We start from the raw sequence: 12816 nt of genomic DNA, 5'->3' as shown, positions 1-12816 counted from the left end.
TTACTCATTTTATATGAACAGCAGGCCTCTTGGCAATGAGAAATATGAAATCGGCATAAATCTGGCACAATTGAGCGTTGGTTCTGCAATGCACTGGAAGAAGGCCATTCTCAATTAGGAAGTGCCTGGGTGAAACCTTACAGATATCGGGTAAATCTGCGGGCGGTCCTAATTCCCGGCAAGAAAATAAAGATTGACAAGGGACCGGCGAGCTGATAAGTTTTCAATTGATAATGATTATCATTACTGACGTATTACATACCTATGGGGGGTTATTATGTTTACAAGGTCCAAATCATCGTTTACGGTCATGATCCTGGTGGTCATGCTCTCCATGCTGGTGACGGCCTGCGGCGGCAATAACGGCGGCAGCGGGTCAGCGGCATCCGGCGGGACGGCAGCCGAAACTTCAGGCAAGGAGACAGCCGCATCGGATTCGAAGAAAACGGCGTCGGACGGAGGAACGCGTACGTACAAGACAGAAAAAGGCGACGTGGAGATTCCCGTAAAGCCGCAGCGCATCGTAACCGATTATTATGGCGGCGAGCTGCTGTCCGTTGGCGCCCCTGTGGTGGGCGCGGAACCGAGCATTTTCCAAAACCCGTTCCTGAAGGATAAGCTGAACGGAGTAGAGGATGTAGGCTATCCAATCAATACCGAGAAGGCGCTCTCGCTCAAGCCCGACCTGATCGTCGTCATGTATGACGACAATTATGAGGCGTTGTCCAAAATCGCACCGACCATCTACATTCCTTACGGCACAGCAACTAACGTTGACGATACGGTGCGCCTGTTCGGCGACATTGCCGGCGAAAAGGAAAAGGCGGAGGAATTCATCAAAGCGTTCGACGAAAAAGCAGCAGCTGCCCGTGAGAAGCTCAAAGGCGTTGTGGACGAGAACGCCACCTTCGGCATCTACGAGTTGACGGACAAGGGCGAGCTGTGGACGTTCGGCGACAATGCCGGCCGCGGCGGCCAGGTGCTGTACAATGCACTTCAGCTGAAACGTCCTGCGAAGAACAGCAAGGAAAACCAGACGCTGCAGCTGTCCATGGAACTCCTGCCCGAGTATGCGGCGGATTACATGTTCCTGACGACCTACGATCCGGAGAAGAAAGGCGACAAGCTGAAGGAACTAAAGGCTTCCCCGGTATGGAACAGCCTGGCGGCCGCGAAGAACAACCGCATCTTCTATAACGACTTTGACACGTTCTACCGCTATGATCCGATTGCTATTATGGGCCAAATCGATTTGTTCGTGGATATGATCCTCGAACACAGTGGTAAGAAATAGGAATTAGCATATAGGGTGCCCAGGCGGCAACGCTTGATACCCGCCTGCCGGTAACGAAAAAGAAGCTGCTCCGCTTTGATGCGGGGCAGCTTCTTTTTGTTTTTAACATCACTTTGTCGAGCTGTCATGGACAGCTCCTCTGATCAACCGTTTTTACTGGTCATTTATTGCCGTCTTTTTGTAAACGAAGTGATCAAGGACACGATGGACAGCAGCAGGGCGGCAATCGAAGCGACCAGTGTCGCGGTCTGAACGCCGTTGCTTCCGGAATCCGCTGCGGTCGGGGCAGAAGTCGATGCGGCAGCCTGGTCCTGAGCGGACGTGTCGGTCTCGGCTCCGTTATCCGTGGAGGCTGTGTCGTCATGGCCGTGATCGGCAGGCTCCGTGGATTCCGTGGCAGTGATTTTGGTGATGGAGTGCGGTGAATCCGCGCCTTCGTCACCCGTCCATTCCACGATGCTGCCGTCTTTGTAATATTGGTAGGCGTCCCAGGCGACATCGGCATCCTGGTCCGGGTTCTGCGCAACGAAGTTAAACTGCTGGAATTCTCCGGCATTAATGCCGGCCCCGGTAGCGCTCCACGTAATGGTTTTGATTTTACCCGAGGCATCCTTTTCGGTCGTGACTTTCCACTCCGGCACCGGCTGGTACTGTTTAAGGTCCACGTTCTCCGGCACTTTTAACGTTACCTTGGTAGTGGCGACTTCTTTCTCAGACGGAATCTTGATCGTGTACGTTTCCCAGGCTCCCGGAGCCGATGTGGCCGGCTTGACCGTCACATGGGCGCTGGCGATGCCGGAAAACAGAAGCAGGCCGGCGGCTGCCGTGATCAAGAACGGGATGCGTTTGCCCAACAATTTTTTCATGCTCAATACCCCTTTATATTGTATTTGGTGATGAGGCCGATATCATTTGCCCCGCATGCTTCAACTGCTTCCTACGGTAATCTGGAAGTCGGTATCCCAAGCGTCGAGGGACTTGGTCAAAATATGGACATGGACGTTCCAGCGGCCTGCCATGCTGATCAGGTCCTGGGCTTTATACGTCTTGTCGGCGCCGGGAATTTCGATTTCGTATTTGCCCATATCCATGTCCAGCGAGGTCAGCGTCAGCTTGATCTGCTGAATGCCCTGCACTGGCTTGCCGCTGGCATCCTTCACGCCTACCTCGAAGGTATTCTCGCCCGCGATATTCGGGCTGATCTGCAGCGTGACGACGGTGCGGTTATCCAGCGTCTGCTGCACATTCACCGGCCCCGGATTGGAGGATGCCGGGGGCAGGTTCGAGAGGGCGGCGGCGAGCACCAAGGCCGCAATGCCGGCCGCGAACTCGATCCATACGCCGGCGCCAAGCGGTTTGCTGCGGCGCTGCCCGCGGATGAGGTGCACGGCGGCGAAGCCGAGCATCACCAGCAGCAGCACGCATTTCAGCAGCAGGATGCGTCCGTAGGCGGTGTGAAGGAGCGAATACCAGGTCGGTACATACGTCAGCGAGGCGTACACGCCGCTGATCAGCACAGCCGCCACCAAGGTGGTGCCCCATAGAGAGAAGCGCTCGATGACCGCGAAGTAACTCTTTTTACGAAGATCCGGTTCTTCCGGCAGCGATGCCTCCCTAGGCAGAATCAAGCCGAGTGCGAGCAGGCAGCCGAGCCAGATGGAAACTGACACGAGATGAAGGAAATCCATAAATACCGGCATCCATATCGATTCGGCCGAAGCGGCGTGCCCAATGAATGCCTTGGACAGCAGCAGCCCCACGCCGGTGAGCAGCGTGCCCGCATACAACGCACGGAGCCCTTTTTGCTCGGTGCTCTGGGTTGCGGCGTAGAGCAGCGCGCCCAGGAGCAGTACAAGGATCACCTGCACCAGCCAAATGTGGCCGAAGCTCGTAATGCGCAGCATTTTGCCGAGGAGCTCCGCGTTCCACACCTCGCCCCAGCCGACTCCGGCTTCGATCGCCGTTTGCATCGGCAGGCTCAGGAGCACACCGAGGATCAGAGCGGCATAGGATATGCCCAGAAGCTTACGGCTCCGAGGAGATAACACCGGATGCCGGGATCCTCCGCCCGCAGGCAGCAAATATAGATAAAAGCATAAAACGCCAAGCAGAAAAGCCAAGCTTACATAAAAGACCCAGCGGATCAGGATTAGATCGGGGCCCGGCGTATAACCAGCGTACACAATGTGGCTGGCCGTACCCTGGCTGCTTGTGCCGATTTGGAACGGAAACGTTCCGTTCACCGGATGGCCGTCGCCGGACACGGCTTTCCACTGAACTGTATAAATACCGTCCGGAAGACCGGTCTTCAGGTCGACTTCCAGGACAGCCGGCTGTCCGGCCGGAACTCTGCTGTTGCCCTGGTTAACCTCTGCTCCGGACGAATTCATCACGATGATGGAGTGAAAGGCCGGCTGCAGCGCCTCGTTGAACTGAAGCGTCACTTTGGCTGGCGCCTGCGTCATCACTTCATTATCGGACGGGCTGGACTTGGTCAGATAGGCATGGGCCGAACTGGAGGCAGGATGAATGAGCACTCCGATGAAGATCACCAGCATCCACACCCATAGCGGTTTCATATTACGTTTGAACATATCAAGGATTCACCTACTTTGAATTCGGTGCCGTTACCGCCGCTTGCGGCCGACACATTGGTAATTGTATAGCCATCGTCCCGAGATGAAAATGACCCTAATGGGCTATAGCCTACCACAGGATTCATCGATTTCGTGAACTTTCGCCATGAAGCTGGATGGATCTAGGCGATTCTTCTCTTTCGGAAGCTAAATTTTTCCATGAAATGGGATATTTGGCGGCTGACTTGCCGGATACCGGAGGATACGGCAGGATTTCTCCGGCTGGGGGCTCTGAGCCCCGGTCATCGCGGTTCAGCCCGCGAGGGCCGGGATCAGCCATTTTCAGCACATTTTCAATAAGTTTCAGGTCTCGATATAATAAAAAGGGAGTTCCCAATGAACGAAAAAATTGAAATCAGGAGTGATGTTATTCATGAGTTTGGCTGTATTGGAACGTCGGAGTGAGCTGCTGAAGAAACGGATTCAACAATTGATCATCAAAGATAACCAGTACGGAATCAGCCGTCAACAGAACATGTTCCTGCAGCACATGATTAAGGAATTACACCAAACATCATACGAGTTAAACACTGAGCGCGGGTAAGCCGGCTTGGCTTATCCGGACGGACAGAAAAAGGGTACCCGCAAGGGTATCTTTTTAGATTAAGAAAGCAATTAAATCAAGTTGAAGAAACCCGGATCATGCTCGCAGACATGCGCCGGGTTTTTCGTTCATATAAATAGAATACGTGTGAAATCAAGACGTTGTTGGCGAACCCGCATAGAGAAGGTTCACATCCGCAGCAGGGAGGGCTTTGCCCTTCTGTCTGGCTTCGATATACCGGATGAACAGCTCGATCAGGTCCGGGTCAAACTGGGTTCCGGCACAGGCGCGCAGCTCGCGGATTGCATCTTCGACCGATTTGGTGTTCTGGTATGGGCGCTCCGAGGTCATGGCGTCAAAGGAATCGATCACGGTGAGCATCCGGCACAGCAGGGGGATTTCCTCCCTCTGATACCCATGCGGATATCCCTTGCCGTCGTACCGTTCATGATGCAGCTCGATATAGGGCACCAGCGCTTTGAACTGCTCCTGAATGAGCGCGATTTCCTTGCCCCAAACGACATGCTTTTTCACCGTTTCCCATTCCGAAGGGCTCAGCTTGCCCTGCTTCCGGATAATGTCGCGCGGTATTTCGAGCTTGCCGATATCGTGGATGAGTGCCCCGAGCACGAACTGCTTCCGGCTGACCGGGTCCAGCCCGAGTACTTTGCTCATATCCATGGCGTAGCGAAACACCCGCTTGGAATGCTTGAACGTATCGATATCCTTGTACAGAAACAGGCTGAGCAGCTGCTCGATGTTTTTGACGTCCTGGGCGATGTCCTGCTCATCCTGAACAGGCTGGGATTCCCCAAAGATTTGTACGGTGTTTTTACCCTGTTTTTTGGCACCGTAGAGGGCCTGGTCCGCCTGATCCACCAATAGCGATTTGTCGTGAATGTCGGGCTTGTATCCGGAAATGCCGGCTGAGAAGGACAAGCATCCATGCGGAAAAATTTCTACGCCTTCGTAAGGGGTATCGTTGATCCGTTTGCGCAGACGGTTGATAAACTCGAGGGCTTGCTGCGTATCGTAACCGGGCATCAGCAGGGAAAACTCCTCACCGCCGTACCGGGAGGCGGAAATGCCGGCCGTTTCCGATTCTTCTTTTAAAATTTGGCCCATGAGGCCCAGCAGCCGGTCGCCCTTCAGATGACCGAAGTGGTCGTTGTACTTTTTGAAATCGTCGATATCGACCATGGCCAGGGACAGCGGCTTGCCGGTATTTCTCGCCTGCTGCAGCTGCACGTCGAGAATTTGCTCGAAGTAGGTGTGATTGTACAATCCCGTCCGCTGATCCGTATTGGCGCGCTCCTGCACCTGCTGATACATGCCGAACTGCATCCGGAACAGGTGGGACAGCAGCAGGCTGATGCCGAGAAACAGCCCTAGTCCCGTCACGCCGTTATGAACGACCATGATCGTGAGCACGAGAGAGAGGATCAGGATGCATAAGTAGACAAGCATGGATTCCCGCAGCAACCCCTTCAGCAGGGCGTACAGGTTGTCCCGGTTGCGGTACATCAAGCAGTAGTACAAGCTGATACTTATCAGGTTCAGTATAAAATAAGCAACGAGGGCGCCGACGTATGCCGGCAAATGAACGTTCTGAAGGTAGCCCAGACGGCCGCCCATCAGATGAAACATGCCGCCTGCACCGGAAATCATGATGGAATAGATGGAGAAGTTGAGAAGGTGCTTCCACCATGCCAATTTCCGTTCGATGAAGGCGAAGATGACCGCGCTGACCAGCAGCATGACCAGAGAAGCCGCGCTCCCATAAGTAAAGATGCACGCCAGATACACGACCGAGTCCATCGACTGCTTGCTCCCGTCCGGGGGAACCTGGAAGGTATACATATACAGGACCAGCGACGCGGCAAGCATGGAGCCGAGAAGAAACCAGTCCGCCGAAGTATATGCGAGGGACAGGCTGCGCATGTGGAGCAGGAACAGAAGGGTGCCAAGCAGGCAAAACACCATCGTGCCGACCAACCCGGGAATTTGCTGCTGCGTAATAAGACGTTTTTTGAACATAAGATTTATCTCCCTGCAGCAAAAAAATGGATATTCGAATCAGATGTTTATTTCGCCTTATTAAATCTTAATTCCTTTAATTTTCAAGGCGGAATGGAAAACGAATCATCATATGAAGGTTCTGTGCTTGCATACTATTGGGGGGTATCGTATAATGATGGTATCAAAGCGGCATAGGAGGTGTCCTTATGGCGAAGGTCGAAATGAAGGTCGAAGGAATGACGGGCGATGCCCTGTTCTCCGCTGCCGGTCCTGACAGCTCCTGCGAAGGGGGATGCAGCGAGCGGCACAGCCACCATTCGGAACAAACCAAGAACAATTTGACTACCCGTTTGAACCGTATTGAAGGACAGATCCGCGGCGTGAAAGGCCTGATTGAGAAGGATACCTATTGCGATGATGTGCTGAACCAGATCGCGGCGATCCAATCGGCCCTGAACGGCGTAGGCAAGCTGCTCCTGGAGGGTCATATGAAGAGCTGCGTGGTCGAGCGGATCGAAGCCGGGGACCATGAAGTGATTGACGAACTGCTGGTTACGGTGAAGAAATTAATGAAATAATACCTGCATGAGAAGCAGGGATTATCCAACTTAAGGAGGAATATATGATGAAACAAGTTACGCTTAACGTACAGGGCATGTCGTGCAACCACTGCGTCAATGCGGTAGAAGGCGCGGTGAAGAATGCCGGCGCAGCAGGCAAGGTTGACTTGCCGTCCAATACGGTGACTGTAGACTACGACGAGAACAAAGTAAGCCTGGACACCATTAAGGCGGCGATTGAGGATCAAGGCTACGATGTTGTCTAAACATTAGATCAGGCGGATGTTACGCCTCGAATACGAGTTTCAGAAGATGGCGGAGGCGAGGATGTCCTCCGCTTTATACCAGGCAGCGATGCGAATTTACGTGATTTGCGGGCGCTGCCTTTTTTGACTCTAGTTTATACCCCGCTGGGGTATGCCATAGACTTGGGGAAAGGAGAGGACGCGGCTATGGAACAGCATACGCCGGATCAATCGGAGAAGCATACGACCCTGCCCATTACGGGAATGACCTGTGCGGCCTGCGCAGCCCGGATCGAGAAGGGGTTAGGCCGGATGGAGGGCGTCAGCCGGGCGAACGTGAACCTGGCATTGGAGAAGGCCTCCGTCACCTATGATCCGAAGCAGACAAATCTGAAGCAGCTGGAAGACAAAATCGTATCGCTCGGTTATGGCACGATGAAGGAAACGATGGATTTTGACATTACGGGAATGACCTGCGCGGCCTGCGCGACCCGGATCGAGAAGGGGCTCGGCCGGTTGTCCGGCGTGACGGAGGCGAATGTCAATCTGGCGCTGGAAACGGCCCGGGTGGAATATATGCCGGGGACGGTGACCGTGCAGGACATGATGCATAAGGTGGAGCAGCTCGGGTACAAGGCGATTCCGAAGCAGGAAGCCAAGGATACCGCCGAGCTCCGCCGTCGAGAGATCCAGCACAAGCGGTGGAAGTGGATGATGTCGGCCATTCTCTCCCTGCCGCTTCTATGGGCGATGGTTGGCCACTTTTCCTTTACGGCATGGATCCCGGTGCCCTCGCTGTTCATGAACCCTTGGTTCCAGCTGATTGTGGCTACGCCGGTACAGTTCATCATCGGCGGGCAGTTCTATGTCGGAGCCTATAAAGCGCTGCGCAATTGGAGCGCCAACATGGACGTGCTGGTCGCTCTGGGTACATCGGCCGCTTATTTTTACAGCCTGTATCTGACGATTGCCTCCGCGGTGATGGGGATGAACCATTCGGTGGAGATGTATTATGAGACGAGCAGCATTCTGATTACGCTGATTCTGGTGGGCAAATGGTTTGAGGCGCTGGCCAAAGGCCGGTCCTCGGAGGCGATCAAAAGCTTGATGGGGCTGCAGGCCAAAACGGCGCTCGTTCTGAGGGACGGGAAGGAGGTCAGCATCCCGGTAGCGGACGTGGCCGCCGGCGATACCGTGATCGTCCGTCCCGGGGAGAAGATCCCGGTGGACGGGCGGGTACTCGAAGGATCGTCCTCTGTAGATGAGTCGATGCTGACCGGCGAAAGCCTCCCGGTCGAGAAACGGGCCGGGGACAACGTAGTGGGCGCCACGCTGAACAAGAACGGCGTGCTGCGCATCCGGGCGACGAAGGTCGGCAGCGAGACGGCGCTGGCCCAGATCATCAAGGTGGTGGAGGAGGCGCAGGGCTCCAAGGCACCGATCCAGCGGATCGCCGACGTCATTTCTGGCATCTTCGTACCGATCGTGGTTGGCATAGCGATTGTAACCGGGCTGGCCTGGTATTTCCTTGTGGACCCGGGCCACTTTGCCCCTGCCTTGGAGAAGGCCATCGCGGTGCTCGTCATCGCCTGCCCGTGCGCGCTCGGGCTGGCGACGCCGACCTCCATCATGGCCGGCTCCGGCCGGGCCGCGGAGTTCGGCATCCTGTTTAAGGGCGGGGAGCATCTGGAGTCGGCGCAGGACGTCCAGGTGGTGGTGCTGGACAAAACCGGCACCGTGACGAGCGGCAAGCCGCAGCTGACGGACGTGGTGCCCGCGCTGCTCATGACCGAGCAGTCGCTGCTGCGGATGACTGCCGCGGTTGAGAAGCATTCCGAGCATCCGCTGGCGGAAGCCATCGTGGCGGGCGCGCAGGAGCGGAGTAAAGGGCTGCCGCTGCCGGAAGCGAAGGATTTTGCCAATCTGCCGGGCTACGGCGTCTCCGCCCGGGTCGACGGCCGCTTCGTGCTGATCGGCACCCGGAAGCTGATGGCCGAACGAGGAGTAGCGCTGGACAGCGCCATTCCTGTCATGAATCGGCTGGAGGAGGCTGGGAAGACGGCGATGCTGGTGGCGGTGGACGGCAGATATGCCGGGCTCGTAGCCGTCGCCGATACGATCAAGGAGACGTCGCGTGAGGCGGTGTCCCGCCTGCAGGAGATGGGCATCGAGGTCGTCATGATCACAGGCGACAACGAGCGGACGGCGCAGGCGATTGCGGCCCAAGCCGGTATCCGCCGCGTGCTGGCGGAGGTGCTGCCGGAAGGCAAGGCCGAGGAAGTGAAGAAGCTGCAGCAGGCCGGCCACAAGGTCGCGATGGTCGGGGACGGCATCAACGACGCCCCGGCCCTGGCCACAGCCGATATCGGCATGGCGATCGGTACAGGGACGGACGTGGCGATGGAGGCCGCCGACGTCACCTTGATGCGGGGCGACCTGAACGCCATAGCCGACGCGATTCTGATGAGCCGCCGGACGATGGGCAACATCAAGCAGAACCTGTTCTGGGCGCTCGCCTATAACACGGTCGGCATCCCGATCGCCGCAGCGGGCTTCCTGGCGCCATGGCTGGCCGGCGCCGCGATGGCGTTCAGCTCCGTGTCGGTCGTGCTGAACGCGCTGCGCCTGCAGCGGGTGAAGCTGTGACTCTGCCGCCGATTAGACTTAAACGGCGGTGGCAAGGGTTATGCCGGTCGCTAGTTTAACTGCATATGCTGCACATCAAATACGCCCAAGGGAACCGGATAAACGCCGGCCCCTTGGGCTTTTTGCGTGTAAATTATCTCCCCCGGCTGCCCTGAACAGGACGGATGCCTGGCAATATGGCCCGGTTCGGTTAAATTTTAATGTCCGCATGATTCCTTTGAGCTTCGAGCACGTCGTACAGCGCCAATTTATAATTGATTTTATCCAAATTATGGTAGAGATCGGCTATTTTGTTTTCAATATCTTTTTTATGCTGGAGCATCATCGCTTTACGTTCCGAAATGGTGAAATCGCCCGCTTGATACAACTGGACATATCTCTGTATCTGCACGATTGGCATGCCCGTTGCCCGAAGTGCGGTAATGAAATGGACCCATTCCAGGTCCTCATCATCGTATTGGCGTTTTCCGTTCTCATCGCGTTTGACATGAGGGAGCAAGCCTTCATTTTCATAGTACCGGAGCGTGGAAGCCGATATTCCAGTCATCTGCGTGACCTCTTTTATACTGTTCATGGATACACCCCTCTGTATTTGTTGTTAAAGTTAACTTTAGCATAAGTGGTGTTCAGAAGTAACTGAAATGAGCGGCTGGATGGATCGAAGGCCGATGGGGCAGGTAGCAGGTTGTGGGAGAAAACGGAACACAATATGAAAAACAGAGGATGCTGAGCGAAATCTGCGTAAAGAACTCAGGAATAGTAAGTGTTTATGTCAAAGGATCGTGGTCTCTTAAGTGATGGAAAAACACCCTTGACTTAAAGTGAACTTTAAGATTTATGCTAAACATGCAATCCAATAAAGCAATCCAATTCCATGAGTAAAGGAGTAGTGATAAGACATGTGTAAAACACGCGTGCTCAGCGCCCCAGGCGCAAAAAAGCCTTTTGAAAAAACAACGATTGAGCGGAGAGAGCTGCGGCCGGACGACGTTTTAATCGATATTCGTTACAGCGGTATTTGCCATTCGGATATACATAGTGCCTACGATGAGTGGGGCGGAGGGATATTCCCGATGGTTCCCGGTCATGAAATCGCCGGCATCGTAGCGGCCGTAGGTTCGGAAGTAACCCAATTTGCGGTGGGTGACCGCGTTGGCGTGGGCTGCTTTGTCGACTCGTGCGGGGCGTGCGAATACTGCCTCATGGGGGAAGAACAGTATTGCACGAAGGGCGTCGTTCAGACCTATAATTCGCTGGACTATGACGGCAATCCGACCTATGGAGGGTACAGCCAAAAGATCGTCGTTACGGAAAGATTCGTAGTCCGGATCCCGGAAGGTCTGGAGTTAAGCGAGGCAAGCCCGCTGCTCTGCGCCGGCATCACCACGTATTCCCCATTGAAGCATTGGAACGCTGGTCCCGGCAAAAAAGTAGCCATTTTGGGGATGGGCGGACTCGGCCACCTGGCGATCCAATATGCGCATGCCCTGGGTGCGGAAGTCACGGTTTTGAGCCGCTCCATGGGTAAAAAAGACGAAGCCCGGAGCTTCGGCGCAGACCATTACTTTTCCACCAGAGATCCGGATACGTTCAAAACGCTCGCCGGCCGTTTCGATCTCATCCTGAACACCGTATCCGCGAATCTTGACGTTGATGCGTATCTATCGCTCCTTCGCGTCGACGGTACGCTTGTTAATGTCGGTGCACCGGGCAAGCCGGATCAGTACAACGTGTTCTCCTTAATTATGGGCCGCCGCAGCATTGCCGGATCGCTCGTAGGCGGCATTCGGGAAACGCAGGAGATGCTTGAATTCTCAGCGGAGCACGGCATTGCTCCTAAAATTGAGGTGATCCGCGCCGGCCAAGTCGACGAGGCTTATGAACGCGTCCTTCGCAGCGACGTGCGGTACCGGTTCGTCATTGATATGGCTACACTGTAATGAAGCCATGTTTCGATGTGGAACTCGCTCAACAGATAACGGATCGCCATGCGCTTCATGGACGGATCCCTCTGAGCCCTGGCAGGGGCTTTGCCACAATCCCCCTGCCGGGGCTTTGTGCTGCCGGTTACTTCTGAAGATGCTGGATGGAGGCGAACCCGGCCAGAACGAACCCGCCTTGCCCGCCGGACAGGACGGTCGTGATCGAGCACTCCGGCACCAGCTCGCTCTGCCTGGAGACAAAGGAGGGATGCCATCGGTTCAGCTCGCTCTCGGGAAAGGCATTGAGCAGAAAATCCGTGATCAGTCCGCCGTGGGTGACCAAGGCGAGATGTTGGCCCGGATGCTGCAAAGCCTGCTCCAACAGCAGCGATGACAGCCGGTCGCCGGCCTGCCGCGCGGAGTCGCCAACGGGTGGGACGTAATCCCGGTCGTTCGTGCATCGTTCCCACATGCGCACAAACGCTTCGAAGGTTTGGCCGGGAAGGTCGCCCCAGTTGGCGCGCTCCCTCAGGCGCACATCGGTGTGCACGGGAAGGCCGGACGCTTCAGCGATATATCCGGCCGTGTCCGCCGCCCGCCGGAGCGGGCTGGACACAATCGCGGCCAGGGGCAGCCGGCCTAAATGCCGGGCGGTCTGACGGGCTTCCAGTACTCCCTCGGGGGAAAGCGGGACATCGCCTATGGCGCGGACCTTGGCGCCGTGCCGGACGAGATAAAAGGTGGTGCTGGTGGCAATCGGATTCATGAAGGGACCTCCTTGGCATAGACAGTTAGTGTTGCGGTTCAAATCGTTAACGTGATTAACAAACAATAATTGATTTAGCATAAGTGAAATTAGATATTTATCTAAATACACTCTAATGGATTTCTATGAAAAATAGAACAGGGGAAGCCACAGCGCATCAATTTTTTGAAAGGACGAGGATTGG

General features: G+C 55.4%; 11 protein-coding genes. 6 read left to right on the top strand and 5 right to left on the bottom strand.

Going from position 1 to position 12816, the window contains the following annotated elements:
• Positions 1-277: 277 nt before the first annotated feature.
• Complete coding sequence (locus ABIE48_RS29540; RefSeq protein ID WP_192716043.1) at positions 278-1294, top strand: ABC transporter substrate-binding protein; 1017 nt, start codon at positions 278-280, stop codon at positions 1292-1294.
• 164 nt (positions 1295-1458) lie between these two features.
• On the opposite strand, the gene ABIE48_RS29535 is transcribed toward ABIE48_RS29540, so the two are convergent.
• Both ABIE48_RS29535 and ABIE48_RS29530 read right to left on the bottom strand, forming a co-directional pair.
• Positions 1459-2160: a YcnI family copper-binding membrane protein gene (locus tag ABIE48_RS29535; RefSeq protein WP_192716042.1), complete on the bottom strand. Its 702-nt coding sequence runs from the start codon at positions 2158-2160 to the stop codon at positions 1459-1461.
• 60 nt (positions 2161-2220) lie between these two features.
• Positions 2221-3888 carry a copper resistance CopC/CopD family protein gene (locus ABIE48_RS29530; protein ID WP_192716041.1) on the bottom strand — a complete coding sequence of 556 codons (1668 nt, stop codon included), beginning with the start codon at positions 3886-3888 and terminating at the stop codon, positions 2221-2223.
• Between the two features lie 415 nt (positions 3889-4303).
• On the opposite strand from ABIE48_RS29530, the gene ABIE48_RS29525 reads away from it, so the two are divergent.
• Positions 4304-4474 carry a hypothetical protein gene (locus ABIE48_RS29525; RefSeq protein WP_163880247.1) on the top strand — a complete coding sequence of 57 codons (171 nt, stop codon included), beginning with the start codon at positions 4304-4306 and terminating at the stop codon, positions 4472-4474.
• A gap of 153 nt (positions 4475-4627) precedes the next feature.
• Here ABIE48_RS29525 and ABIE48_RS29520 read toward each other — a convergent pair whose 3' ends face one another.
• Positions 4628-6511 carry a bifunctional diguanylate cyclase/phosphohydrolase gene (locus ABIE48_RS29520; protein WP_192716040.1) on the bottom strand — a complete coding sequence of 628 codons (1884 nt, stop codon included), beginning with the start codon at positions 6509-6511 and terminating at the stop codon, positions 4628-4630.
• A 218-nt stretch (positions 6512-6729) separates the two neighbouring features.
• Between ABIE48_RS29520 and ABIE48_RS29515 the strand changes: the two genes are divergently transcribed.
• The 3 genes from ABIE48_RS29515 to ABIE48_RS29505 all read left to right on the top strand — a co-directional run bounded on the left by ABIE48_RS29515 (position 6730) and on the right by ABIE48_RS29505 (position 9944).
• Positions 6730-7071 (top strand): metal-sensitive transcriptional regulator, encoded by a 342-nt coding sequence (locus ABIE48_RS29515; RefSeq protein ID WP_192716193.1) that lies wholly within the window; start codon positions 6730-6732, stop codon positions 7069-7071.
• A 47-nt stretch (positions 7072-7118) separates the two neighbouring features.
• Positions 7119-7319: a copper ion binding protein gene (locus ABIE48_RS29510; RefSeq protein ID WP_076172696.1), complete on the top strand. Its 201-nt coding sequence runs from the start codon at positions 7119-7121 to the stop codon at positions 7317-7319.
• 186 nt (positions 7320-7505) lie between these two features.
• Complete coding sequence (locus ABIE48_RS29505; RefSeq protein WP_192716039.1) at positions 7506-9944, top strand: heavy metal translocating P-type ATPase; 2439 nt, start codon at positions 7506-7508, stop codon at positions 9942-9944.
• 190 nt (positions 9945-10134) lie between these two features.
• Here ABIE48_RS29505 and ABIE48_RS29500 read toward each other — a convergent pair whose 3' ends face one another.
• Positions 10135-10518, bottom strand: a complete 384-nt coding sequence (locus ABIE48_RS29500; protein ID WP_145027036.1) for a MerR family transcriptional regulator — start codon at positions 10516-10518, stop codon at positions 10135-10137.
• Between the two features lie 325 nt (positions 10519-10843).
• On the opposite strand from ABIE48_RS29500, the gene ABIE48_RS29495 reads away from it, so the two are divergent.
• The gene (locus ABIE48_RS29495) at positions 10844-11884 is read left to right on the top strand and encodes an NAD(P)-dependent alcohol dehydrogenase (RefSeq protein WP_192716038.1); all 1041 of its coding nucleotides are present in this window, start codon (positions 10844-10846) and stop codon (positions 11882-11884) included.
• A gap of 127 nt (positions 11885-12011) precedes the next feature.
• Here ABIE48_RS29495 and ABIE48_RS29490 read toward each other — a convergent pair whose 3' ends face one another.
• Complete coding sequence (locus ABIE48_RS29490; RefSeq protein ID WP_354520214.1) at positions 12012-12674, bottom strand: histidine phosphatase family protein; 663 nt, start codon at positions 12672-12674, stop codon at positions 12012-12014.
• Between the last annotated feature and the right edge of the window lie 142 nt (positions 12675-12816).

The sequence above is a fragment of the Paenibacillus sp. OAE614 genome (genome assembly GCF_040546645.1).
Taxonomy (GTDB): domain Bacteria; phylum Bacillota; class Bacilli; order Paenibacillales; family Paenibacillaceae; genus Paenibacillus_AQ; species Paenibacillus_AQ favisporus.
The sequence above is the reverse complement of the archived record's forward strand: the minus strand, read 5'-3'. Positions and strand labels throughout refer to the sequence as shown.

Bases quoted from the DNA above. Each gene is read 5' to 3' on its own strand.
- ABIE48_RS29540 (WP_192716043.1), top strand. From the start codon at position 278: ATGTTTACAAGGTCCAAATCATCGTTTACGGTCATGATCCTGGTGGTC.
- ABIE48_RS29535 (WP_192716042.1), bottom strand. From the start codon at position 2,160: ATGAAAAAATTGTTGGGCAAACGCATCCCGTTCTTGATCACGGCAGCC.
- ABIE48_RS29530 (WP_192716041.1), bottom strand. From the start codon at position 3,888: ATGTTCAAACGTAATATGAAACCGCTATGGGTGTGGATGCTGGTGATC.
- ABIE48_RS29525 (WP_163880247.1), top strand. From the start codon at position 4,304: ATGAGTTTGGCTGTATTGGAACGTCGGAGTGAGCTGCTGAAGAAACGG.
- ABIE48_RS29520 (WP_192716040.1), bottom strand. From the start codon at position 6,511: ATGTTCAAAAAACGTCTTATTACGCAGCAGCAAATTCCCGGGTTGGTC.
- ABIE48_RS29515 (WP_192716193.1), top strand. From the start codon at position 6,730: ATGACGGGCGATGCCCTGTTCTCCGCTGCCGGTCCTGACAGCTCCTGC.
- ABIE48_RS29510 (WP_076172696.1), top strand. From the start codon at position 7,119: ATGAAACAAGTTACGCTTAACGTACAGGGCATGTCGTGCAACCACTGC.
- ABIE48_RS29505 (WP_192716039.1), top strand. From the start codon at position 7,506: ATGGAACAGCATACGCCGGATCAATCGGAGAAGCATACGACCCTGCCC.
- ABIE48_RS29500 (WP_145027036.1), bottom strand. From the start codon at position 10,518: ATGAACAGTATAAAAGAGGTCACGCAGATGACTGGAATATCGGCTTCC.
- ABIE48_RS29495 (WP_192716038.1), top strand. From the start codon at position 10,844: ATGTGTAAAACACGCGTGCTCAGCGCCCCAGGCGCAAAAAAGCCTTTT.